At 31.7% G+C, this 24863-nt stretch carries 24 protein-coding genes; 7 read left to right on the forward strand and 17 right to left on the reverse strand.

Features of this window, described 5'->3' with window-relative positions; all coding sequences use genetic code 11:
• The first annotated feature begins 136 nt into the window (after positions 1-136).
• The 4 genes from Q0050_RS03045 to hemN all read left to right on the forward strand — a co-directional run bounded on the left by Q0050_RS03045 (position 137) and on the right by hemN (position 5460).
• Entirely contained in the window at positions 137-880 is a 744-nt protein-coding gene (locus Q0050_RS03045; RefSeq protein ID WP_298392533.1) for a shikimate dehydrogenase, read from the forward strand.
• Between the two features lie 2 nt (positions 881-882).
• Complete coding sequence (locus tag Q0050_RS03050) at positions 883-1326, forward strand: hypothetical protein (RefSeq protein ID WP_298392534.1); 444 nt, start codon at positions 883-885, stop codon at positions 1324-1326.
• 128 nt (positions 1327-1454) lie between these two features.
• Positions 1455-3596 carry a DUF349 domain-containing protein gene (locus Q0050_RS03055; RefSeq protein WP_298392535.1) on the forward strand — a complete coding sequence of 714 codons (2142 nt, stop codon included), beginning with the start codon at positions 1455-1457 and terminating at the stop codon, positions 3594-3596.
• 499 nt (positions 3597-4095) lie between these two features.
• The gene (hemN, locus tag Q0050_RS03060) at positions 4096-5460 is read left to right on the forward strand and encodes an oxygen-independent coproporphyrinogen III oxidase (protein ID WP_298392536.1); all 1365 of its coding nucleotides are present in this window, start codon (positions 4096-4098) and stop codon (positions 5458-5460) included.
• A gap of 35 nt (positions 5461-5495) precedes the next feature.
• On the opposite strand, the gene Q0050_RS03065 is transcribed toward hemN, so the two are convergent.
• From Q0050_RS03065 to Q0050_RS03100, 8 genes are all read right to left on the reverse strand, one after another.
• Complete coding sequence (locus Q0050_RS03065) at positions 5496-6200, reverse strand: sulfite exporter TauE/SafE family protein (RefSeq protein WP_298392537.1); 705 nt, start codon at positions 6198-6200, stop codon at positions 5496-5498.
• A gap of 27 nt (positions 6201-6227) precedes the next feature.
• The gene (locus Q0050_RS03070; protein WP_298392669.1) at positions 6228-6680 is read right to left on the reverse strand and encodes a FixH family protein; all 453 of its coding nucleotides are present in this window, start codon (positions 6678-6680) and stop codon (positions 6228-6230) included.
• A gap of 106 nt (positions 6681-6786) precedes the next feature.
• The gene (gene ccoG, locus Q0050_RS03075; protein WP_298392538.1) at positions 6787-8205 is read right to left on the reverse strand and encodes a cytochrome c oxidase accessory protein CcoG; all 1419 of its coding nucleotides are present in this window, start codon (positions 8203-8205) and stop codon (positions 6787-6789) included.
• 58 nt (positions 8206-8263) lie between these two features.
• Positions 8264-9220 (reverse strand): cbb3-type cytochrome c oxidase N-terminal domain-containing protein, encoded by a 957-nt coding sequence (locus Q0050_RS03080; RefSeq protein ID WP_298392539.1) that lies wholly within the window; start codon positions 9218-9220, stop codon positions 8264-8266.
• Positions 9221-9242: 22 nt separating this feature from the next.
• Positions 9243-9410, reverse strand: a complete 168-nt coding sequence (locus Q0050_RS03085) for a CcoQ/FixQ family Cbb3-type cytochrome c oxidase assembly chaperone (protein WP_298392540.1) — start codon at positions 9408-9410, stop codon at positions 9243-9245.
• A gap of 3 nt (positions 9411-9413) precedes the next feature.
• Positions 9414-11591, reverse strand: coding sequence for a cytochrome-c oxidase, cbb3-type subunit I (gene ccoN, locus Q0050_RS03090; RefSeq protein WP_298392541.1), 2178 nt, complete (start codon positions 11589-11591; stop codon positions 9414-9416).
• A gap of 2 nt (positions 11592-11593) precedes the next feature.
• A complete protein-coding gene (gene ccoS, locus Q0050_RS03095) occupies positions 11594-11788 on the reverse strand; it encodes a cbb3-type cytochrome oxidase assembly protein CcoS (protein WP_298392542.1) in 195 nt (64 codons plus the stop codon).
• A 116-nt stretch (positions 11789-11904) separates the two neighbouring features.
• Complete coding sequence (locus Q0050_RS03100) at positions 11905-14280, reverse strand: heavy metal translocating P-type ATPase metal-binding domain-containing protein (RefSeq protein WP_298392543.1); 2376 nt, start codon at positions 14278-14280, stop codon at positions 11905-11907.
• A gap of 109 nt (positions 14281-14389) precedes the next feature.
• Here Q0050_RS03100 and Q0050_RS03105 point away from each other — a divergent pair, with 109 nt between their 5' ends.
• Positions 14390-15070 carry a Crp/Fnr family transcriptional regulator gene (locus Q0050_RS03105; protein WP_298392544.1) on the forward strand — a complete coding sequence of 227 codons (681 nt, stop codon included), beginning with the start codon at positions 14390-14392 and terminating at the stop codon, positions 15068-15070.
• A 22-nt stretch (positions 15071-15092) separates the two neighbouring features.
• Here Q0050_RS03105 and Q0050_RS03110 read toward each other — a convergent pair whose 3' ends face one another.
• The 6 genes from Q0050_RS03110 to Q0050_RS03135 form a co-directional block, all read right to left on the reverse strand.
• Complete coding sequence (locus Q0050_RS03110) at positions 15093-16544, reverse strand: APC family permease (RefSeq protein ID WP_298392545.1); 1452 nt, start codon at positions 16542-16544, stop codon at positions 15093-15095.
• Positions 16545-16613: 69 nt separating this feature from the next.
• Positions 16614-17387 (reverse strand): nucleoside triphosphate pyrophosphohydrolase, encoded by a 774-nt coding sequence (mazG, locus tag Q0050_RS03115; RefSeq protein ID WP_298392546.1) that lies wholly within the window; start codon positions 17385-17387, stop codon positions 16614-16616.
• An 82-nt stretch (positions 17388-17469) separates the two neighbouring features.
• Positions 17470-17994, reverse strand: coding sequence for a DUF5606 domain-containing protein (locus Q0050_RS03120; protein WP_298392547.1), 525 nt, complete (start codon positions 17992-17994; stop codon positions 17470-17472).
• 161 nt (positions 17995-18155) lie between these two features.
• Positions 18156-18743 carry a peptide deformylase gene (gene def / locus Q0050_RS03125; protein WP_298392548.1) on the reverse strand — a complete coding sequence of 196 codons (588 nt, stop codon included), beginning with the start codon at positions 18741-18743 and terminating at the stop codon, positions 18156-18158.
• A 112-nt stretch (positions 18744-18855) separates the two neighbouring features.
• Positions 18856-19275 (reverse strand): Holliday junction resolvase RuvX, encoded by a 420-nt coding sequence (ruvX, locus tag Q0050_RS03130; protein WP_298392549.1) that lies wholly within the window; start codon positions 19273-19275, stop codon positions 18856-18858.
• A gap of 130 nt (positions 19276-19405) precedes the next feature.
• Positions 19406-19996: an META domain-containing protein gene (locus Q0050_RS03135; RefSeq protein WP_298392550.1), complete on the reverse strand. Its 591-nt coding sequence runs from the start codon at positions 19994-19996 to the stop codon at positions 19406-19408.
• 275 nt (positions 19997-20271) lie between these two features.
• On the opposite strand from Q0050_RS03135, the gene Q0050_RS03140 reads away from it, so the two are divergent.
• Entirely contained in the window at positions 20272-21087 is an 816-nt protein-coding gene (locus Q0050_RS03140; RefSeq protein ID WP_298392551.1) for a 2,3,4,5-tetrahydropyridine-2,6-dicarboxylate N-succinyltransferase, read from the forward strand.
• Between the two features lie 44 nt (positions 21088-21131).
• Here the strand turns inward: Q0050_RS03140 and Q0050_RS03145 are convergent, their stop codons facing one another.
• Complete coding sequence (locus Q0050_RS03145; RefSeq protein ID WP_298392552.1) at positions 21132-21887, reverse strand: lipopolysaccharide kinase InaA family protein; 756 nt, start codon at positions 21885-21887, stop codon at positions 21132-21134.
• 120 nt (positions 21888-22007) lie between these two features.
• On the opposite strand from Q0050_RS03145, the gene Q0050_RS03150 reads away from it, so the two are divergent.
• Entirely contained in the window at positions 22008-23066 is a 1059-nt protein-coding gene (locus tag Q0050_RS03150) for a glycosyltransferase family 9 protein (protein ID WP_298392553.1), read from the forward strand.
• Here Q0050_RS03150 and Q0050_RS03155 read toward each other — a convergent pair whose 3' ends face one another.
• Together Q0050_RS03155 and Q0050_RS03160 are read right to left on the reverse strand one after the other, a co-directional pair.
• Complete coding sequence (locus tag Q0050_RS03155; RefSeq protein WP_298392554.1) at positions 23067-24011, reverse strand: NAD(P)-dependent oxidoreductase; 945 nt, start codon at positions 24009-24011, stop codon at positions 23067-23069.
• A gap of 12 nt (positions 24012-24023) precedes the next feature.
• Positions 24024-24833 (reverse strand): glycosyltransferase family 2 protein, encoded by an 810-nt coding sequence (locus tag Q0050_RS03160; RefSeq protein ID WP_298392555.1) that lies wholly within the window; start codon positions 24831-24833, stop codon positions 24024-24026.
• Positions 24834-24863: the final 30 nt, after the last annotated feature.

Raw genomic sequence — 24863 nt, forward strand, 5'->3', positions numbered from 1 at the left:
TCACGAATTTACACGAAATTGCATAAAGTAAAAATTACACGAACTTATTTAACACAGATATAAATTCGTGTAATTTTTTTATTCACGAGATAAATTCGTGCAAATTTGTGTAAACCTTTTATAAAATCAACAACTATTGGAAACCAATAAAAAATTCGGATTAATTGGAAAAGACATTTCCTATTCTTTTTCTAAAAAATATTTTACAGATAAATTTTCTAAAGATCTTTTTAATGATTTTACTTATGAAAATTTTGATATTCCAACTGTTGAAGAATTTCCGAATGTGCTGAAAAATAATTCCGATTTAAAAGGATTGAATGTAACTATTCCGTACAAAGAAACCATCATTCCGTTTCTTGATACAATGTCAGATAAAGCATTTAGAATTGGTGCGATTAATGTGATTCGTTTTACCAAAAAAGGAAATCTAAAAGGCTACAATTCCGATTGGTATGGTTTTAAAAAATCACTTGAACCACTACTCCAACCGCATCACAAAAAAGCTTTAATTCTTGGAACTGGCGGAGCATCTAAAGCGGTTGCTTTTGCACTAGACAAACTCGGAATTTTCTATACTTTTGTTTCAAGAGAAGCGTCAGAAAATGCTATTGATTATAACAGAATTAATACCACAACATTTGATAATTTTCAAATAATAATCAATTGTACACCACTTGGCACAAGTCCGAATATCAAAGAGTTTCCACCTATTCCGTATGAGTTTTTTACAGAAAAACACATTGCTTTTGACTTAATTTACAACCCAGAAGAGACTCAATTTTTGAAAAAAGCAAAGAAAAAAGGCGCCACCATAAAAAACGGATACGAAATGCTAGTTTTTCAAGCTGAAAAAGCTTGGACCATTTGGAATAAGTAAGTATGAAAATCAATACATACCATCTACTACTTTCTTTTTTTATTACTTCATTTATTATAGAATTTAATGTTGTTACATTTAGAACAATTTTAGATAACCACTACGAACGTGAACCTAATTTATTTGGGTTTCCATTTATTTGTAAAACAAGTATTCCATGGGTAAATTCGATGGAACAACATTTTTATTTACTTGGATTAATTGGTAATTTGATTGTAGGTACAATTATATTTTATATAATTGTACTGCTTCTCAATAAAATAGAAATTCCAAAAATCATAAGAAAAATTAGTAACTTTATAATTATGATTTTTGGAATAATTGCGATAATATCATTCTTTTTCATTTTGTTCAATGATAAATCTTATCAATGGTACCATCCATTTGATACAAAATATTCTAAAAAGGAAATTGAGTTTTTTTCTACATCAAATGAAAAACAATAACATTTAAAATTTATTTTTTATAAATATAACCAACAGAAACCATTGATTTTCTTTGATTTTTGACGCTTCTTTACTATCTTTCGCCCTCCAAAAAGGAAAATATTGTATAACCTAACACATTAAAACAAATGTTAGAAGAAAAGAATGATAACCTGTCAGTTAACGAGAACGTGACAGATGGAAATGAAAATAGTACTTCTCACGAAGTAATTCAGTCTGAAAATCAAGAAGTTGAAGCTGTTGCTGAAGCAATTGAAAACGAAATAGAATTGGTTCCTGATACCGAAGTTGAAGCGCCATTAGTTGCCGAAGCTGACCAAGAAACAGTACTTGAAGTGGAAGACCTTGTAGGTGAACAAATTACAGAAACACCGCAAGAAGTTCCAACCATTGAAAATGTTGTTGAACTAACAGACGAACAAGTTGCCGACGATAGTATTGTAGTAGAAGATGCCAATGATTTTGCGATGAATGCTATTGCAAATGCGAATGCTGAAGAAAGTGAAGATGAAACAGTAAAAGGTCGTTATGACATTCCGCTACAAGATTATGAAGCGTTACCAATGGAAAACCTAGTTGAAGAACTAGAAAAGCTTGTTGCTGTCGACCAAGTAATGTCGGTTCGCGAGCACGTTGAAGAAGTTAAAAAAGCATTTTTGTCGAAATTTCACCACTTTATGGATGAAAAGAAAGACGAATTTCACGCTGAAAATCCTGATACTACCGAAGATTTTCACTACAGCTTTCCTTTAAAAACAAAATTTGATTCGTTATACAATCAATATAGAGATAAGAAAAACGTTCATTTTAAATCGCTTCAAAACAATTTAAAATCGAATTTAGAAAACAGAATGGCCATTGTAGAAGAGTTGAAAAACTTAGTAAACAATTCAACTGGAAATATAGCTAACGCTCTTAAACAACTTAATGATATTAGAGAACGTTGGAAAAATGCTGGTCCAATTCCAAAAGATAAATACAACCACGTTTGGAATAATTATCATTTTCATATTGAAAATTTTTATGATTTCTTGCATTTAGATAGAGATGCGCGCGATCAAGAATTCAAACACAATTTAGAATTAAAGAATAAAATTATAGCTCGTGTTGGTGAACTAATCAACGAGACAGACATCAACAAATCGTTCCGTGAATTACAAGATTTACATAAGATTTGGAAAGAAGATATTGGTCCAGTTTCTAGAGAACACCGTGAAGAATTATGGAAGCAATTCAGTGAATTGACCAAACAAATGCACGACAAAAGAGAAACTTTTTATGAAAGTTTTAGAGCAAAAGAATCTGAAAATCTTGAAAAGAAAAACGAAATTATTGCTCAATTAGAAGTTTTAGCACAAGAAAAAGTAGATTCGCATCAAGCTTGGTTGAACCAAATTGTGAAAGTAGAGGCTTTAAGAAATCATTTTTTTGCTACAGGAAAAGTTCCGGGTGAAGTTAATGAAGCTACTTGGGCTAGGTTTAAAAATGCTGTTCGTGATTTTAATGTTTTGAAAAATTCGTTTTACAAAGACATCAAAAAAGATCAAAACGATAATTTAAGTAAAAAACAAGCACTTGTTGATAAAGCAAATGAGTTGAAAGAAAGTGAAGATTTCGCTGCAACAACTCCATTAATGAAGCAAATTCAAGAAGATTGGAAACTAGTTGGTCACGTGCCAAGAAAATTCTCTGACAAACTTTGGGATGAATTTAAAGCGGCTTGTAATCATTATTTTGAGCGTTTGAAAGACAGTAAAAAAGAAGAAAATGCTGAAGAAGTTGCTGCTTTTGAAAAGAAAAAAGAATATTTAGAAACCTTGCGTGCCTTTGAATTAGTTGGCGATCATAAAACCGATTTAGACGCCATAAAAGTACATATTGAAGCTTGGAAATCTATTGGAAGAGTTCCTTTTAATAGAAGACATATTGAAGGAAAATTCAACAAAATTCTGGATGCGTTGTTCGAAAAATTAAGTTCAAGCAAAAAAGAAAGTGAACAATTGCGTTTTGCTAATCGCTTAGATACTATTGCAGGATCAGAAGACAGCAGAAAATTAGACAATGAAAAAATCTTCATCATTAGAAAAATTGAAGAAGTTCAAAACGAAATTTTCCAGTTAGAAAACAACATTCAATTCTTTCAAAATACTAAAAATGCTAAAAAAGAAAATTCAATTGTAACGGAAGTAAGAAAGACAATTGAACGACATAAAGAAGAATTGGTTACTTGGAAAGACAAGTTAAAACAAATTAGAAATTTGAATAAATAATACAGAAAGCTCACTTAACGGTGAGCTTTTTTTTGCTTAATTTTAATTTACAACAATAGGAATTTATAGTGTAAAATAAATCTGAAATACTTTATTTAACTTTGATAAATGAAATTTAAAACTTCACTTATGATTTGCCAAGTTGGCCCAACAGTATTTAGAATATAGAGGTTTTCCAACTTTCCGTCTATAACCAACGAAAAGGTACACGAGCTGAATAACTGTTAATCATAAAAAATTAAAAACCACTTCTGGGTGGTTTTTTTTATTTCTTTTTTTTGCTCGAATTACACCAATTTGCACGAATTAATTTTAATAAAAAAGTACACGAACTTTTATTGTGAAGTACAAATCTTCAAAGTTAGAAGTGTCATTTCGACCAAGGAGAAATCACATTATACATCCACTCTATTTTCTATTTTCTATTCTTTCCAACATGACAAATATCATTTTTAAATTAAAGTTCTCAGGTTACTTTTGCAACTAAAAGCAGCTTATTATGTCAATTTCCTTAATTCAAAAATATAATATTCCTGGACCAAGATATACGAGTTATCCCACGGTTCCCTATTGGGATGATAATTTATTTTCCTTGAACCATTGGAAGAGTAGTTTTATAAAATCATTCTTAGAATCCTATGCTTCTGAAGGTATTAGTCTATACATTCATTTGCCTTTTTGCGAAAGTATGTGCACTTTTTGTGGTTGCAACAAACGAATAACTAAGAATCACGAGGTTGAAAATCCGTATATTTTAGCCGTTTTAAAAGAATGGAATTTATATTGTGACTTATTTCCTGAAAAACCGATTATTAAAGAAATTCATCTTGGTGGCGGAACACCGACTTTCTTTTCACCTGAAAATTTAGAAGCTTTAGTCAGCGGCATTTTTACACGAGCTATCAAGGCCAAAGAACACGAATTTAGCTTTGAAGGCCATCCAAATAACACTACAAGAAGACATTTGCAATCGCTTTATGATTTAGGATTTAGAAGAGTAAGTTTTGGAGTACAAGACTATTCGGACAAAGTTCAAAAAGCCATTCATAGAATACAGTCTTTTCATAATGTAGCAAAAGTTACATTTTGGGCAAAAGAAATTGGTTATACTTCCATTGCACATGATTTAATCTTTGGATTGCCATTTCAGACCTTAAATGATGTTCTTGACACTATTGACAAAACCAATTCTTTACAACCCGACAGATTGGCTTTTTATAGTTATGCCCATGTGCCTTGGATAAAAGGTAACGGACAACGTGGTTTTAATAGTGAAGATTTACCTAAAGATGATGAAAAACGTCAACTTTATGAAGCTGGAAAAAATAGATTATCACAGAATAATTATCGTGAAATTGGAATGGATCATTTTGTTTTAGAAACCGATAGTATGTATAATTCTTTTCAAAAAGGAAATTTGCACCGCAATTTTATGGGATATACTTCATCCCAAACGCAATTGATGATTGGACTTGGAGTTTCCTCTATAAGCGATAGTTGGTATAGTTTTGCTCAAAATGAAAAAACTATTGAAAACTATTACAAAAGATTAGATGCTAATGAATTACCTGTTTTTCGTGGACATATTCTCACCGATGAAGATTTAATTATCAGAAAACATATTCTAAATTTAATGTGTCAATTTGAAACTTCTTGGAAAAATGATAGCGACTTTTTTCCTGAATTGCCTGAAATAATTAATCAACTTCACGAAATGGAAACTGATGGTTTGGTGAAAATTTCGAGCCAATCAATACAAGTTACTGAAAAAGGAAAACCTTTTGTTCGAAATATTTGTATGGCATTTGACTTGCGATTAAAACGAAATCTTCCGCAGACCGAATTGTTTTCAATGACCATATAAAAAATTAATCTGCAGCACTGCAAATAGTGTCTTTACTAATTATGACAATTGGCATTAGCTTGTACGAATAAAGAAAGATTACCCGGAGAAATGTAGGCAATATCTAAACCTAATCCTCTAAGGATAAACAGTGTACCAATAATAACTATAACCATTGGAATCACTTTTTGGATTTTGCTTCGAATAGATGTTGAAAGAAACATCGAGATATAAACTACAGCACTCATCATTGGAATGGTTCCTAATCCGTAAAGAACCATATAAGAAACTCCTAAAGTAATATTTTGCATAGCAATAGCGCCAAATAAAGCAGCATAAACCAATCCACATGGGAGAAATCCGTTTAACAATCCAATGGTAAAAAGAGCGTCTGGCGTTCTTCGCTTGAATTGATTTCCCAAATTAGTTTTTACATTTGATAGTAACTTATAAACTGGTTTAGAGAAATTGTATTTCATAAAAATACGTTCTGGAACAACAGCAATTATAATCATAAATATTCCCACGAAAATTGAAATACTCTGTTGCATTCCTGCCATATAAAACCCTCTTCCTAAAACACCAAATACTAAACCAAGAGTAGCATAGGCAGACAATCTACCGATTTGATAAAGCAGTATTTGCATCACTTTTTTGGCAGGATTGTTTCTGTCTACTGGCAACATCATAGCAATTGGACCGCACATACCAATGCAGTGCAAACTACTAACCAATCCGAAAATAAAAGCTGAATATAGCATTAATACGATTTCTATTTTGAGCTTTTTTTATTGATGAAAATAGACTAATTCTTTGCTCAAGTATTTTTTATCTTTATAATTCCAATCGATAGTAATGTCCCAACGACCGCCAACCAAATTACTTTTAGGTATGAGCAAATGTGAACTAGATAATGATATTGGAATTTCAAAATCTAGCTTTTGGTTTGACGGTCTATAAAGAGACACTATTCCTTTAATATTTTCATATTCAAAATCGGCAGGAAAATCAATACTGATTCCTTCTGCTGTGGTTTTTATAATTACTTTAGTGCTTAAATCATAGGCGTTTTGCTCTCTGTCTAAATCTTGCTGAGCTACTATTTCTTTTTTGTAGTACTCTTCAACAACCAATTCGTTGTCGTATTTTGAATTGGATTGCACATTAAATACAAAGAATAAAATAAAGCTCATAAATAGTGCAAACGCTATTACAATTCCTGTTCCCCAATTAATTTTCATATTTGTAAAATTTAATTTGTTAGTGGTCATATATGGTATCGCCTTTATATTAATAGGTGTTTGCTTGCGCAAACTTGCTATTATTGGCGATTTCATAAATATTTTTTTAGTTAAAACTTCTTGGTCCTAAGAAATTAGTTGTCTCGTTGTCAAGTAGTTCTTTATCGTTATAAACTTCTATTTGTAATATAGTTTTATCTCCTTTTAAAAAGGCTTGATTGATTTCTATAAACATAGTACCTTCCGATAGAGCCTGTTTTTTTACAATGAAGTGGTCTTTTCCAACCAACTTTATTTCGCCTTTTGGAGCGACAAGTTTGAAATAAACCTTATTAAAATCGTGTTCCGTTTTATTAACCACTTTAAAAGTATATACATTACTAATTTTTTCTCCTTTATGTTCAAATAATTGTCCCGGAAGATGTAAAATTGTCGCTTCAACATCATTCCTAAGAAATAACATTCCAATAAAAACACCAGTAAGAATTAGCAATACTGATGCATAACCTTTCATTCTTGTATTGAAAACAAATTTTTCTTTAGTAACAATTTCAACTTCACTGGCATATCTAATTAATCCTTTGGGCAAACCAACACTTTCCATAATATGGTCGCACTCATCTATGCATGCTGTACAATTTATACATTCTAGTTGCACGCCATTTCTAATATCTATACCTGTTGGACAAACATGCACGCACAATTTACAATCAATACAATCACCTTTTCCAGATGCTGTTCTATCTTCTTGTTTATTGAATTTTGCTCTTCCTGCTTCTTTTTCACCACGAACATAATCGTAAGCAACATTAATGGTTTTATTATCTAGTAAAACACCTTGCATTCTTCCATAAGGACAAGCAATTATGCATACTTGTTCTCTAAACCAAGCATAAATAAAATAGAAAACATATGTGAAAATTATCAAAGCAATTAAGGTATGCGTATTTTTAGTTGGTCCTTCGACAATAAATTTTATCAATTCATCACTACCAATTAAATAAGCCAAAAAAACATTTGCAATTAAAAAGGAAATGATATAAAAAATAAACCATTTAGTGCATTTTTTCCTTATTTTTTCAGCATCCCAATCTTGTTTATCTAATCTAATTTGTGCACCTCTATCACCTTCAACCCAAAATTCAATGCGGCGAAATACCATTTCCATAAAAATGGTTTGCGGACAAAACCATCCACAAAAAATTCTACCGAAGGCAACTGTAAACAATGCCAAACTAACCACACCAATAATCATAATAATAACGAAAATGTGAAAATCTTGAGGCCAAAAAGGAAATCCGAAAAGATTAAATTTTCTGTCAATAACATTAAATAATAAAAACTGATTTCCGTTTATTTTTACAAAAGGCGCTGCAAATAAAAATAGTAGTAAAAAATAACTTAACCATTTTCTTCTTTCATAAAGAATTCCTTTAGGCATTTTGGCATAAATCCACGATCTTTTTCCTTCTTTATTGATAGTACCTATACTATCTCTAAAATTATCATCTGGTAATGTTGACATTTGAGTGTTTTTAAAACCTCAAGTCCCGATTTTAGAATCGAGACTTGAATAGATTTATTTATTTGACAACAACTTTTGCCGCTACAGTGGTTGTATCTTTTGGTGCAGTTGTTGCATCTGTTTTTGAAGCAGCTTCATCAACCCATTTTTTTGCTTCAGGCTCAACGGGTTTAGGTTCTTTTGGATTAGAACCTTGAAGTGACAAAACATAACTGGCAACTTTTTGAATATCAGATGGTTTAATTGTTGTTTTCCAAGGTACCATTCCTTTACCGTCACGACCGCCTTCCATAATAACGTTGAACACATTCTTGATTCCGCCACCATTTATCCACATATCATCTGTTAGATTTGGTCCAATTTGTCCACCTGCATCAGCCCTATGACAAGCCGCACAAGTACTTTGAAAAATTGTTTTACCAGCAGCAATACTTGCCGCGTCGGTGAGCAACACCACTTTTTCTTTATCCATAACATCTGGTGCGGTTTTGTTGTATTCATCAATTGCACTTCTAGCTTCTGCAACTTCTTTTTCGTACTCTTGTGTTTGATTATCAGCGCCTAATATTTGATATCTTACCAAATAAATTCCTGCAAAAATTATACATCCGTAGAACAGATAGACCCACCACGGAGGCAAAACGTTATCTAACTCTTTAATTCCGTCATAGTTATGATCTAGCATCACGTCGGCTTCTTGTTCGATTTCTTTAGAACGAGTTAGCTTTTTTAATAATCCTTTATAAAATTCACTTTCTGTGAAAGGTATTGATTGCGCTTCGTCAAGCTGCTTTTTCTGTTCTTCAGTTAACAATTGATAAGTAACATTATCTACAGCGTTCACTACTATTTCTAAGGCAATTAAAAGAAAAAGAAATACACCAAGAAACAGCAAAACCATCGGATATTTTATAAAAGCTGGTTGATCTCCTGAGTCAATAAAATATTCCATTGCGCCAAACATCAAGGCAAATAACAACGGAACTCTTATGTAAGATGGAACTAATTTTTTCATAATCATTTAAACTTTAATAGGATTAGTCTTTGATTGGTAATTTACTCAGTTCATTTATTTTTTCTTTCTTATAGGTAAAAACCCAAACAAAAAGCCCAATGAAGAAACTGAAACATATTAATAATGAGATAATTGGATAAACTGCTACGCCATCAATTGTTTCTAAACTGTATTTTACAAATTTTAACATGACTTATTTTTTTACTTTTATATCGGTTCCTAAACGTTGTAAGTAAGCAATTAAGGCTACAATTTCTCTGTCTTTCATCGGAACGAAAGTTTCACCATTTTTTGCAGCTTTTTGTTTACTTTCTTCATAAGATTTTACAAAATCAGGGTCGTTGTGTAGATTTTTTTCAATTGAAGCAGCCTGATTTTGAATACTTTCTTGAGCATTTGCAATATCATCATCTGAATAAGGAACACCAAGAGTTTTCATAGCATTCATTTTGGCTTCTGTTGTAGAATAATCCATTGGTTTGTTAGCAAATAACCATTTGTAAGCGGGCATAATTGATTTTTCATTAACACGTTGAGGATCCCACATGTGATTAAAATGCCAATTGTCATTATATTTTCCGCCTAATCTATGTAAATCTGGACCAGTTCGTTTAGATCCCCAAAGAAATGGATGATCATACACAAATTCACCAGCTTTAGAATAATCTCCATAACGTTCTACTTCTGAACGAAACGGACGAATCATTTGAGAGTGACAACCCACACAACCTTCTCTAATATAAATATCACGTCCTTGCAATTCTAGCGGCGAATATGGTTTTACCGCAGCAATAGTTGGAATATTTGATTTTACCATTATCGTTGGAACAATTTGAATAACACCACCTATTAAAATAGCGATGGTTGCTAAAATTGTTAATTGGACTGGTTTTCTTTCCAACCATGGATGAAACTTTTCGCCTTTTAATCTTCCTTTAGTAATTTTTTCTAATGCTGGCGCTTGTGCCAATTCATCTTCAACAGTTGCACCTTGTTTTACCGTTTTTATAATATTGTAAACCATCACAATAACACCTGTTAAATACAATGTTCCACCAATTGCTCTCATCCAATACATTGGCATAATTTGCGTTACTGTTTCAAGGAAATTACCATACTGTAACGTTCCGTCTGGTTTAAATTGCTTCCACATAGACGCTTGTGTAAATCCTGCAACATACATTGGCAAAGCATACATTATGATTCCTAAAGTTCCAATCCAGAAATGGAAATTGGCTAATTTTCTAGAAAATAATTGCGTTTTAGTCATTCTTGGAATCAACCAATACGTCATTCCAAACGCCATAAATCCGTTCCAAGCTAAAGCGCCAACGTGAACGTGAGCAATAATCCAATCGGTATAATGCGCTATTGCATTTACGTTTTTAAGCGAAAGCATTGGACCTTCAAAAGTTGCCATACCATAACCCGTTATTGCTACCACGAAGAATTTCAAAACTGGTTCTTCTCTTACTTTATCCCAAACACCTCGTAGCGTTAAAAGACCGTTTATCATTCCGCCCCACGATGGAGCAATCAACATTATAGAGAAAACAACTCCGAGATTTTGCGCCCATTCTGGTAATGCTGAGTATAATAAATGGTGTGGTCCTGCCCAAATGTATAAGAATATTAAAGACCAAAAGTGAATAATTGACAATCGATAAGAGTACACCGGACGATTAGCTGCTTTTGGAACAAAGTAGTACATTAATCCTAAAAATGGAGTTGTTAAGAAAAAGGCAACTGCATTGTGTCCGTACCACCATTGAACTAATGCATCTTGAACTCCTGCATAGACCGAGTAACTTTTCATAGCTGAAACTGGTAACTCTAAACTATTGAAAATATGAAGCACGGCAACTGTAACGAACGTAGCAATATAAAACCAAATAGCTACATATAAGTGACGTTCTCTTCTTTTAATAATTGTACCAATCATATTGATACCAAATACAACCCAGATTAAAGCAATTGCAATGTCTATTGGCCATTCTAATTCGGCATATTCTTTGGAGGTTGAATATCCTAAAGGAAGCGAAATTGCAGCGGCAACAATAATTAATTGCCATCCCCAAAAATGCAGATTACTTAAAAAATCACTATATAATCTTGCTTTAAGTAAACGTTGCAAGGAATAATAAATTCCAGCAAACATTGCGTTACCAACAAAGGCAAAAATAACTGCATTGGTGTGTAAAGGTCTCAATCGTCCGAAACTCAACCACGATATTCCATCGGTCATGTTTGGGAATAGAAATAAAATGGCTAAAATAAGTCCAACTAACATTCCTACTATACCAAATACTATACTGGCATAAAGGAACTTCTTTACAATTTTGTTGTCATAATAAAATTGTTGCATTTCCATAATTAAATTGGTTTTTGTTCTTCGTTTTTGTTTGTTAATGTTTTGGTTTTTGTTAGTAATTCATCGTCAAAAAGCATTCTGACTGATGGAGTATAATCGTCGTCATATTGCCCACTTCTGACTGCTCTAATAAAAGCATAAAGAAATGCGGCCGCAACTACTATACTGATGGAGATTAATAAATAAATGACACTCATACCTTGAATTTGTGTTAACAAAATTACTCTGACCTTACTTGATAAAATATGATATTTATCATATCTAAATTTTGATTAGCGTTTATCTGGATAGTTACCTTAAAATTTAAAGTCATCTATTTTTTACCCGCATAAATATTACTCAATGTAGTTACAAAACTCACAATAGTAATCGTGCTCAAAGGCATAATAATAGCAGCTATAATAGGTGATAAATTTCCTGTAACAGCAAAGCTTAATCCAATTACATTGTACAATAATGAAAGTGCAAAACTCATGTAAATTGTAAGCATTGCATTTTTAGAATAGTTCATAAAAAAGGCAATTTTTTGAAACTGCGAAGCATCTAAAATTCCGTCGCAAGCTGGCGAAAAGACATTTACGTTTTCTGAAATTGATATACCAACATTACTTTGTGCTAAAGCTCCAGAATCATTCAATCCATCACCAACCATCATTACATTTTTTCCTTGCTTTTGAAGATTTTCTATATAGTGTAGCTTTTGTTCTGGTTTTTGATCGAAAACTAAAGTTGTATTGGCTGGCAGCATTTTTTCTAAAATTTTGCGTTCGCCGTCATTATCACCAGAAAGAACAATTAATTTGTACTTTTTAGATAAACGTTCAAATAATTTTTCTAAACCTTCTCTATATTGATTATTAAAAATATAACTACCTTTATAAACACCATTTATTTCAAGATGAACTTTTGTTTTCTTGTGTGTATTCTCGCTGATGTGTTGTAAAAATTGAGAAGAACCTAATTTTATTGTTCCGTCATCAAAATCGGCTTTAATTCCTTTACCTATTATTTCTTCAAAATGCAAAGGTTCTTTTGGCTCTTGTTTCGGAATAAAATCATACAATCTTCGACTTAAAGGATGATTGGAACCTCTTAAAGTATTGCCTAATAATTTTAATTCAAAATCATTTAATGGTTCACCTTCATAAGTAATAGAAGTTTTTTCATTAGTCGTAATTGTTCCTGTTTTATCAAATACAATCGTATCCACTTTGGCTAATTGTTCAATAACCATAGCATTTTTTAGGTACAACTTTCGTCTTCCCATAATTCGCAATACATTACCTTGTGTAAATGGAGCTGTAAGTGCTAGAGCGCACGGACAAGCTACAATTAAGATTGCGGTAAAAACATTAAAAGCAGTATCGACGCTAATAAAAATCCAATATAAAAAGGATACTAACGCCAATCCAATTAGTGCTGGAGTAAAATAACGACTGATTTTATCGGTAATCGATTTGTGTTTTAATTCTACTTTTTTTTGAAAAACATCGTTACTCCATAATTGTGTCAGATAACTATTTGAAACCGAAAACAGCACTTCCATTTCGATTACTTTACCGAGTTGTTTTCCGCCTGCAAAAATTTTATCTCCAGATATTTTTTCAATTGGAACGGCTTCTCCAGTAACAAAACTGTAATCAATTGATGCTTTATTTGAAATTAATATTCCATCAACCGGAATTAATTCTTGATTTCTAATAAGTAATCTATCACCTTTTTTAATGTCATAAACTTGTACAGGAATTTCGGTTCCATTGGGTAGCAATTTAGTAATTGCTATAGGAAAATAGGATTTGTAATCACGTTCAAACGAGAGAAAACTATAAGTTTTTTGTTGGAATAATTTTCCTAACAACATAAAGAAAATCAAACCGCACATACTATCAAAAAAACCTTGTCCGTAATCAAAAATTATATCAACCGTACTTCTGATAAACATTACTATAATTCCTAAAGCAATTGGAATTTCGATATTTAACATTCCTGCTTTGATACTTTTCCAGGCAGAAACATAATAGCCACTTGCCGAATATAAAAAAGACGGAAGCGATAGCGCAAAAACCAACCATCGCAAGAATCCTCGATATTGATTGATCCAAAATTCATTCACCTCAAAATATTCGGGAAACGAGAGCAGCATAATGTTACCGAAACAGAAAAATGCCACTCCAATTTTATAAACCAAGGTTCTGTCAACGACTTTTTTACCTTCATCAAAAGTCTCTAAGCTGATATAAGGTTCATAACCAATAGAGCAAAGTAGTGCAACAATTTGTTTAAGGTTTGTTTTATTAGGATTGTAGTTTATTCGTACTTTTTTCTCCGGAAAATTTACCTGAGAGGTATTTATTCCTGGTTGAAGTTTTTGTAGATTTTCCAAAATCCAAATACACGAACTACAGTGTATGTGAGGAATATAAAGTGAAATAATATGTGTTGTGTCTTCTTGGAATTCAAGAAGTTTTGAAACAATATTTTCATTTTTTAAAAAGTCATATTTTCCGTTAATGTCCAATGGAGTCGCACCAGGAGATGCTTCAAAATCATAATAAGAAGACAGATCATTTAGACTAAAAATTTCATAAACAGTTTTACAACCATTACAACAGAAACGTTTTTCGTCAAATAGAATTTCGTCTTTTTTTATAATTTTATTACCACAATGGAAACAATTAGATGTGTCCATAAATTTGCTCATTTTTACCTTGAGCAAAGGTTGAACAATTCTTAAATTTAAAATATGATAATTGTCATACTATTTAATATCTTTGCACAACTACTAAACAAAAAGCATTATGAGCAAGTGTGAACAATGCATTGTCAGACAATTTAGTTCGTTGAAAGCTTTGAATAAAGAAGAGCTTTTGCGAATGGCAGATTGCAAAACATCCTATTCCATAAAAAAAGGTGAACACATTTTTGAAGAAGGCGAAATCACTAAAGGTGTATTTTGTATCAAAGAGGGAATCTGTAAACTTTCTAAGTTAAGTGCCAACGGAAAAGAGCAAATTGTAAAATTGGTTAAATCGGGAGAATTACTTGGTCAACGATCTATGATTAGCGATGAACCAACCAATTTAAGCGCCGTTGCTCTTGAAGATATGGAAGTTTGTTTCATTCCAAAAACAGATGTTATGGGGTTTTTCAATACTAACAACGGATTTTCAATGAATGTTATGAAAACCATTTGCGGTGATTTGAAAGATGCCGATGATCAAATGGTTACTATGGCTCAGAAAAACGTAAAAGAACGATTGGCCGAAACGCTACTTTATCTTGAGGAAAGTTTTGGTAAAAATGAAGATGGCAGTTTACACATTCAACTTTCTAGAGATGAATTAGCGGGAATGATTGGTACTGCTACTGAAAGTTGCATTAGATTACTATCTGAATTGAAAAAAAATGGTTTGATAGAACTTAGTGGTAAAAAGATAATGCTACTTGATAAAATTAAATTAAAAAGAATGGCTGAATAATTTATTCAGCCAATTTTATATTCTATTCTTCTTTCTTTTTCAAAAACAAATAATATACTGGAATTCCGAGTCCAACAATAAATAATCCTAATCCAGTACTTGTTGTTTCATATATTAATAACGTGACACATATTAAAGTGGTAACCACGATATACAATATTGGAACTACAGGATATCCAAATGCTTTGTATGGTCTTTCAGCATTAGGTTCCTTTTTTCTTAAAACAAAAATTCCGTATATAGTTAAGATATAAAAAAGTAATGAGGCAAATGTTGCATAGGTAAGCAAGTCGCCATATCTACCCGAAATACATAAAATACAAGCCCAAAGACATTGAAACCAAAGCGCTTTGGCCGGAACATCATTTTTGTTTAATTCACCAGCTTGTTTAAAAAACAGTGCATCTTTTGCCATAGCATAAAATAACCTTCCACCTGATAAAATCAATCCAGAATTACATCCAAAAGTAGAAACCATAATTAAAGCCGCCATAGCAAAAACACCAATGTTTCCCATAATCATACTTGCTGCTGCTGCTCCTACTCTATTTTGACTGGCAAACATTATTCCGTGTTCAACCACCGAACCGTCTGGAGTTCCGTTTAAAGGTAGTAATGCTAAATAGGCAACATTGGCTAAAATGTAAATGATGGTTACTATTAATGTTCCTAAGAACAAACTTCGTGGGATATTCTTTTTTGGATCTTTAATTTCTCCCGCAATAAAAGTTACATTATTCCAAGCATCACTTGAAAATAACGAATTTATAATCGTAGCACCAATGGCTCCAACAAGTGCAACACCTGAAATTTTTGTTACTGTTGCTGTTTTAGTTGTTTCGTCAAAAACTGTTTTACTTGCGTCCCACATATTGGTAAAATTATCTTGAAACGTATTGGTATGAAAACCAATATACAATCCGAAAATAATTAGGGCAAAAAGAGCTATCAACTTAGCCGATGTAAAAACCAATTGAATAATTTTTCCGTTTTTAACACCTTTAGTATTGATGTAAGTAAGCAGAACGATACTAATCATTGCCAAAATTTGGCTATTAGCAAACGAAAAACTATCGCCAATCGTAAAAATTTTATTTTCTAAAACAGGAAAGAAAACTGCGGCATAATTGGCAAAAGTTACTGCAACTGCTGCGATAACACCGGTTTGTATCACCGTAAAAACCGTCCAGCCATAAAGAAACGAAACTAATTTTCCGTAGGCACGCTGAATATAAACATATTGTCCACCAGCGTTGGGCATCATTCCTGCCAATTCGCCATAACTCAATGCTGCCGACATTGTCAACAAACCTGTTATTAACCAAGTAACTAAAATCCAAGCTGCCGATCCTAAATCGCGCGCCATATAAACTGTTACAACAAAAATTCCGGATCCAATCATAGAACCTGCAACTAAACTGGTGGCATCGATTAAACCTAAAGAGCGTTTTAATTCGTGTTTTTCTTCTGACATTATTTTATTATTTGGTTAGATAGATTTCAAATATAATTTAAAAATGGTTATTCTTGGTTGCAATTTCGACTATAATTTCTTGGCTTCATTCCAAAAAACATCCATTTCGGCTAAAGTCATGTCCATTAATGGTTTTCCGAGTTCGTCTGCTTTACTCTCAAGATATTGAAAACGCTTGATGAATTTTTTATTGGTTCGTTCCAATGCATCTTCAGGGTTAATTTTTAGAAATCTAGCATAATTAATCATTGAAAACAATACATCTCCAAATTCAGCTTCCATTTTGTCTTGATTTCCTGCTGCAACTTCTACTTGAAGTTCTTGCAATTCTTCTTGCACTTTATCCCAAACCTGATGCGATTCTTCCCAGTCAAATCCGACGCCTTTAACCTTATCTTGAATTCTTGATGCTTTTACAAGAGCTGGCAAACCATTAGGAACACCTTCCAAAACCGATTTTTTACCTTCTTTTAGTTTAAGTTTTTCCCAATTTTGCTTCACTTCTTCTTCATCAGCAACTACAACATCGCCGTAAATATGCGGATGACGATGAATTAATTTGTCACAAATTTCATTGCATACATCGGCCATATCAAAACTATTGGTTTCGCTTCCAATTTTGGCATAAAAAACAATGTGCAGCAACAAATCACCCAATTCCTTTTTTACTTCTTGAAGGTCATTATTCAAAATAGCATCGCCCAATTCATAAGTTTCTTCAATAGTTAAATGACGTAGACTTTCTATAGTTTGCTTTTTATCCCAAGGGCATTTTTCTCGCAAATCATTCATAATGTCTAACAATCTATTAAAAGCATCTAATTGTTGTTGTCTTGTATTCATTTGACTTTAGGTTTTGGTAAAAATAAAAAATCCTACTACTTGATTTCTGTAATAGGATTTATATTTATAAAAAAGTAATTAACTATTTTTTAGTTTTTGCCTTTGGCTTTTCTGATTTTTCAGCAGCTTCTTTTTCTGCTTTCGGTGCTTTCTTTTCTTTAGCTTGTGCTACTTCTTCAACAACTTGTTCTTTGATTGATTCAGCATTTTCAACCTTTGGTTCTTCTTTAGAAACCATTCCTTTTGCTTGCAACATATTGTACCAATTCAATACCTTTTTGATATCTGATGGATATACTCTATCGGTATCATAATCAGGTACAATTTCAGAAAAATAAGCTACTAATTTAGCCGTATCTTCTTTGTGAGAAATTGCTTGACCTTCGTTTTCTTTAACTGCAATTGCTCGCAAAATTTCAACTAAAGGTTTTTCTTCGCTGAAAGTATACATTGAAATTTCAGAAAGTAAACTCACGTTACTCTTCATTCCAACAGTTATTTTTTTTCCGTCTAATAATGATTCAGCTACGAAACCTGAACGGGTTTGAATTTTTAATTCAAATAAACCTGGTTTTCCTGAAATGGCTAATATTTTCTCTACATTCATTTTCTAAAAATTATTTTAAGCGGTGGCAAATATAACTAAATAAAATTCCAAATATCAATACCTAAATACCAATTTTAACAACATTCTATTATTTTAGAATTTGGAATCATCCTGTAAATTATTGGAAATTTGAGAAAGGATTGGAATTTAGAACTGCTATATTATCTTCCTTTTTTGTTGCAAAATCTCATTCTATAATCAGGACGTGCTTTTCCATCCATAATATTTTGCAATTTTTTCTTAATCAAAGTCTTCTTTAACATTGCAATTTTGTCTGTAAAAAGAATTCCTTCAATGTGATCATATTCGTGTTGAATTACTCTAGCAATTAGACCATCAAAGACTTCTGTTTTTTTATTAAAATTTTCATCAAAGTATTCTAAAGTGATTTTTTCGTGACGATAAACATCTTCACGAACATCAGGAATACTCAAACAACCTTCATTAAATCCCCATTCTTCGCCTTCTTCTTTTAACATTTTGGCGTTGATAAATGTTTGTTTAAATCCTTTTAATTGTTCTTGTTCTTCTTTAGACAAATCGTCGCTATCACTAAAAGGTTCGGTATCAATAACAAATAATCTAACCGCCAAACCTATTTGTGGTGCGGCCAATCCTACGCCATAGGCATTATACATTGTATCGTACATATTTGCAATAATCTCTTGCAAATTTGGATGTTCCGCTGTTATATCGTCACATACTTTTCTTAATACTGGATCGCCGTAGCCAACTATTGGTAAAATCATTATGAAATTGGATTGTTGAATTCAGATAAGTGAATCCATATTTTTTGCAAAAGTAATTAAAAAAATAATTTTGAATTGAATTTTAAGGTTTCATTAATCAAAATCCGATTATTTAGGTAATTTTAAATCGCATTAGATAATCTTGCAGTAAAATAGTAGCGGCAATTTCATCAATTAAACCCTTATTTTGGCGTTGCTTCTTTTTTAATCCGCTATCAATCATTGTTTGAAAGGCCATTTTCGAAGTAAAACGTTCGTCAACTCTATCTAACTTCATTTCAGGAAATTGAGATTTGAATTTAGAAATAAATTTTTCTATAATTTCAGCACTTTCAGAAGGTTGGCCATTCATTTGTTTAGGTTCGCCAATAATTACTTTTTCTACTTTTTCTTTAGAAAAATATTCGTTCAAAAAAGCAATAGCAGTTTCAGAAGGAATTGTAGTTAAACCTGAAGCAATAATTTGAAATTCGTCAGTAACTGCGATTCCTGTGCGTTTTAATCCGTAATCAATGGCTAAAATTCTTGGCATTATTTAATTTTTATTACAAAGATAAGATTTTGAATTATGCGAAATATTTTTTCAAACTGAAATAAAATAAAAAAAGGTACTCTTTGCAGAATACCTAATCTATTATTAATAATTTGAAGTTCAAATCAAACTATTTAACCGCTTCAAACTTAGCTAAAGCAGCACCTTTTGCTTTATGGAAGTGCAATTCTTTACCTTCGATCATATAATTATCTACTTTTTCAAGAGCTTTGATAAAATCGGCTTCAAGTTTAGAATCTTTACAAGCCATTTTTGTACTAATAATTTTTGAAAATGCTAATTTAGTTGCAGCTTTCATTACAAATGAACCTCTAAGAGCATTACATCCTGCGAAAGCATTAAATTTTCCTGACTTTGAATCAAGATTGATAAAAAATTCTTTAGTAGAAGTATTAGTCACCGCTTTTCCGTTCAACTCCACAAGTTTCCAGTTGGTTTCTGCTAAAGCAAATTTACCTTTAGATGGATCATTTACAACCGTTTTTGTTGATGTTTTCATTTTGTCAAGCAACTCAACATTGGAAGTATCGGTTACTGTGGTGTCAGCATCTGATGTAGTTGCTTCATTTTGTACCACTTCAGTGGTTGTAGTATCCGCTTGTTGGTCGGTTTCAACTGCTGTAGATGACTGATTTTCTTTGTTTTTACAACTTACTAATGCAAGAAACGAAAGAGCTAAGATGATGTATGTTTTTTTCATAATATATAAGGTATAGGTTTTTTTACTATACATTACAAAATTAGAAATTATTACTAGTACTACTCTTACATAATTACAAGCGAAGTTTATATAGTGATTTTAAAAAATGTAAATTATTATTCAAAAAAAATTAAATAGCTGTACATTAACCATTTGAAATAAGATTTATGAAAATTACTCTTAATGACACTATTTTTCTGTAAAAAAGGATTTTTCAAAAAAATTATTAAAAAAATTTATTCCTATTAAACTATATTTGTGGCAAATTAATAACGATGCAAAACATACAATCAACAATAGAACAAGCTTGGGAAAACCGAGAATTATTAAAAGACGAAACAACTATAAATGCTATAAAAGAAGTAATTCATCTTTTAGATAATGGAAAACTTCGTGTAGCAGAACCAACTGAAACAGGATGGCAAGTAAACGAATGGGTAAAAAAAGCAGTAGTAATGTATTTTCCGATTCAAAAAATGGAAACGCACGAAGTTGGAATTTTTGAATACCACGACAAAATGTTGTTAAAAACAGGCTATGCAGAGAAAGGTATTCGTGTTGTTCCGCCAGCTGTTGCTAGATATGGAGCTTATATTTCTAAAGGTGTTATTATGATGCCAAGTTATGTAAATATTGGCGCTTATGTTGATGAAGGAACGATGGTTGATACTTGGGCAACCGTAGGAAGTTGTGCTCAAATTGGTAAAGATGTTCATCTTTCTGGTGGTGTTGGAATTGGAGGTGTTTTAGAACCACTACAAGCTGCACCAGTTATTATTGAAGATGGCGCTTTTATTGGTTCAAGATGTATTGTAGTTGAAGGTGTAAGAGTTGAAAAAGAAGCAGTACTTGGAGCCAACGTATGTTTGACAGCTTCTACTAAAATTATAGATGTAACTGGAAGTGAACCTGTAGAATATAAAGGTTATGTTCCGGCAAGATCAGTGGTAATTCCTGGAAGTTATACTAAGAAGTTTGCTGCTGGTGATTTTCAAGTTCCGTGTGCTTTAATCATCGGACAAAGAAAAGCATCTACCGATTTAAAAACATCATTAAACGATGCGCTAAGAGAATATGATGTAGCTGTTTAATCAACAATGAAATTATAAAATAAACTCCGGAGCAATTTCGGAGTTTATTTTTTTAGTTTAAGTTTGAGGTATTTCTTTTTAGTAATTCGTCTCTTGAATTGCAATGTTTTCTCCAATAAAATGGCGTGAATTTTATCGTTAGGTTGTTGAATTAATTCAGCATATTTTTTTGCGACAACTTTAATCATCGTTCGAGACAGCCACATTTTTTTGAAATTATCCATTCGTTTTTCAATCGATAATTCTTCAAATTTCATTCTATTTAAATCAATCAAATAAAATTCATATTGATTTGTTCCTTTTGCAACAATCAAAGTATTTCCTGGAGAATGATCTAGAAAATTTACTTGAGCTTGATGCATCTTAAAGGTGAATTCAGTAAATTGTTCTAAGATAACATTTCGATTTTCAAACAACGGATTGTGAATTAATTCTCTTATTGTAAAATCATAGTCAATTTGTTGACAGATGTAAAAACTATCACCTAATAATCCGAAACTACTACGTTCTTCGATATAAGCAATAGGTTCAGGTGTAAGAATATCGTGATCTATTAAATAGTTGGCATAATCAAAAGAGCGCTTGGCTTTGGTACTTCTGAAAAAAGAATAAATAATTGATTTAAAAATTCCAGGTTTCTTGAAAAACTTAATATTTACCTTCTCATTACCTAAATAATTCGACTTAATGGTATTTCGAGAACCTTTTACGATGAGATTACCTTCTTCAAAAAAGCTTGTAACTAATTGAATAATAGCTTTTTCTTCATTTCGGTATTTTGGATTAAGGATAATCTTCACGGTTATAAATAATATTTTGGTTTAAAAGTATAAAAAATAGTACTTTGCACCAAGAAATAGTTTTTGAAAGACAAACCAAAAACTATTTTAATTTTAATAAAATGTCATAATTACACTAGAATGAAAATATTAATTATCCAAAACAAGCGCATTGGAGATGTCTTAATTGCATCTGTGATAGCGAATAATTTTAAAAAAAAATATCCTGATAGTGAAGTGCATTTTATGGCTTATGATTTTACAACTGGTGTTTTAGAACAAAATCCGAACATCGATAAAATCATAGCAATTAAAGAAAAAGAGCTTAAAAAATTAAAGAATTTGTTTAAGTTTATTCAAGAAGTTAGAAAAGAACATTACGATATTATTTTTGATCCTTATTCTAAAACCCAAAGCAGATTAATTTGCAAATTTAGTGGTGCTAAGCAAACCATCGGACACAAAAGTCGCAAGCGCTTTGGCAATTGGAATTATTACACGCATCCAACAGAAGGTTTGCAATCTTCTACTAAATTTTGTGGTAAAGCCATTGAAGATCGCGTTCATTTAATAGAATATGCAGGCGATTTTGAACCAATAGATTATGAACCAAAATTATTTCTTTCAGAAAGTGAAAAAAGTGAGAAATGGCTCAAAAATTATACTGATAAAAAAGTAATAATGTTAGGTGTTTTAGGAAGTACACCACAAAAATCGATGCCATTTGAATATGTTGCGACAATTATAGATTATATAGCTAAAAATTATGATGCATACCTTCTATTCAATTATGCGCCACATCAAAAAAAAGATGCCTTAGCCATTTATGAACTGTGTCAATTTAAAGAAAATATAATTTTGGATATCTATGCGCCAAGCATTAGAGATTTTATCAAATTAATGAGTCAATGCGATGTTTTAGTTGCTAATGAAGGTGGAACGGTTCATATTGCAAAAGCACTTCAGAAGCCAACTTTTACCATTTTTTCTCCTTATGTAAACAAATTGCATTGGGCGAGTTTTGAAGATGGAATAAAGCACCATTCCATTCATTTATTGGACATTAAACCAGAGCTTTATGACGGTTTTACTTATGAAAAACGTAAAGAAATAGAGCAAAATCCAAGAGAATTTTATCTTGAATTAACGCCAGAAATTATTATTAAAGACTTAGAAATTTTTCTTAAAAATAATCTTTAACTATTTTACGAATTTTTCAAAATACCAATCTACTTGCTTTTGAAGTCCTTCTGCAAGAGTAGATTTAGGTTTGTAGTTTAACAACTTTACTGCTTTGTCAATTACAGCAGAAGTTTTTTGTTGGTCACCTTTTCGCGCCGGTTTATTATCAATAACCAACTTTTTGTTCATTATTTGTTCAACAATAGCTATTCCGTCTTGGGTTGTATTCACTAAATCGGTTCCCAAATTTATGATTTCACCATTTACTACAGCTTCGTTGCCGATAATTGAGGCTAAACCTTCAACAATATCTCCAACAAATGTGAAACTTCTTTCGTGTTTAACACTTCCTTCAAATAATGGAAAAGCTTGATCGTGATACAAATTATCAATCAATTTAGTGTACAATTTTTCTGGACGTTCTCTTGGTCCATAAACAGAATACAATCTTATGGAACAAGCTTTTAGTTTGTTAGTTCGTTCTAGTCCTAAAACTAGTTGCTCAGCTGCCAATTTGGTCGTTCCATAAAATGAAATTGGTTTAGGAGTTACATCTTCATTAACAGTCGCAACAGAGCCATAAACCGATGAAGTAGATATATTTACAAAAAGTTTTAAATCAGGATTATAGTTTAAAACACTTTCTAAAAGATTTTGAGTTGCGAAAATATTGTTGGTAACATAATCACTTAAAGAAGTATCTGACGATATTCCGGGTTGCGCAGCTAAATGATAGATATAATCAAAAGGTTTTTCAAAAACTGATTTTAAATCATCATTTAAATCTAATCTATAAATCTTAACACCAACTTTTTTTAAATCGGATACGTTTAGTTCCTTTAGTTTTACGTCATAATAGTTATTGAAATTATCTATTCCAAACACTTCATGCTGCAACGAAGCTAACTTTTCACATAAATGTGATCCAATAAATCCAGCTGCTCCAGTAACTAATATTCGCATAGTGTAAATCTGTTATTTTTTTATTCCAAAGTTAGTCCAAACAATCTTTTTATCTCTAACCTCTTTTCTTATTGCTAAATTGGCTGCTAAAGATTCTGGTGTTTTATAACCTCTTGCATGGTCTAAATGCAAAACTATAGCTTTATGTCTAATTTGTTTCCCTTTTACACCATAATTTTCTAAACGTTCACCAAATTCTCTATCTGGTCCGCCATATTTCATTCGTTCATCATATCCATTTATAGCAATCATATCGGCTTTAAAACCCGATGAATTGCAATTATTGAAAGAAGGAGTGGTTGGCGAAATGATATCTAAAAATTTACCTATCAAACTATTAGCACCTAATTTTAAGGTATTTGAAAAATTTAATGATTCAATAGATTTTAACCAGCTTACGCTAAAACTTCTTCCTGAAATGATATCTTCTTTCGAAATTGCTTTACTTGTTTTCATAGGCAATTTGCAATATCCACCAGATAAAAATTTACCTTTTTCAGCCAAATTAGCGTGTACTTCAACAAAATCTTTTCGCGGAATACAATCACCATCAGTCATTAAAATATAATCGTGCGCCGCTTCAACAATAGCAACATTTAATATTTCTTGTCTTCTATAACCTAAATCTTCGTGCCATAAATGTCTGATTGGCACAGGATAATTTTTAGCATAAGAATCTATCAATTCTTTTGTAGAAGGTCTAGAACCATCATCAGCAATAATGATATCAAAATCTTTGTAGGTTTGAACACTGTACCCAATTAGTACTTTTTCTAACCATTCTTCCGCATTATAAGTGCTAATTATTACTGTTATTTTCATATTTTTTCAAAAATTATTTTTGAATTGATG

Source organism: Flavobacterium sp. (genome assembly GCF_027483985.1).
Taxonomy (GTDB): Bacteria; Bacteroidota; Bacteroidia; order Flavobacteriales; family Flavobacteriaceae; genus Flavobacterium.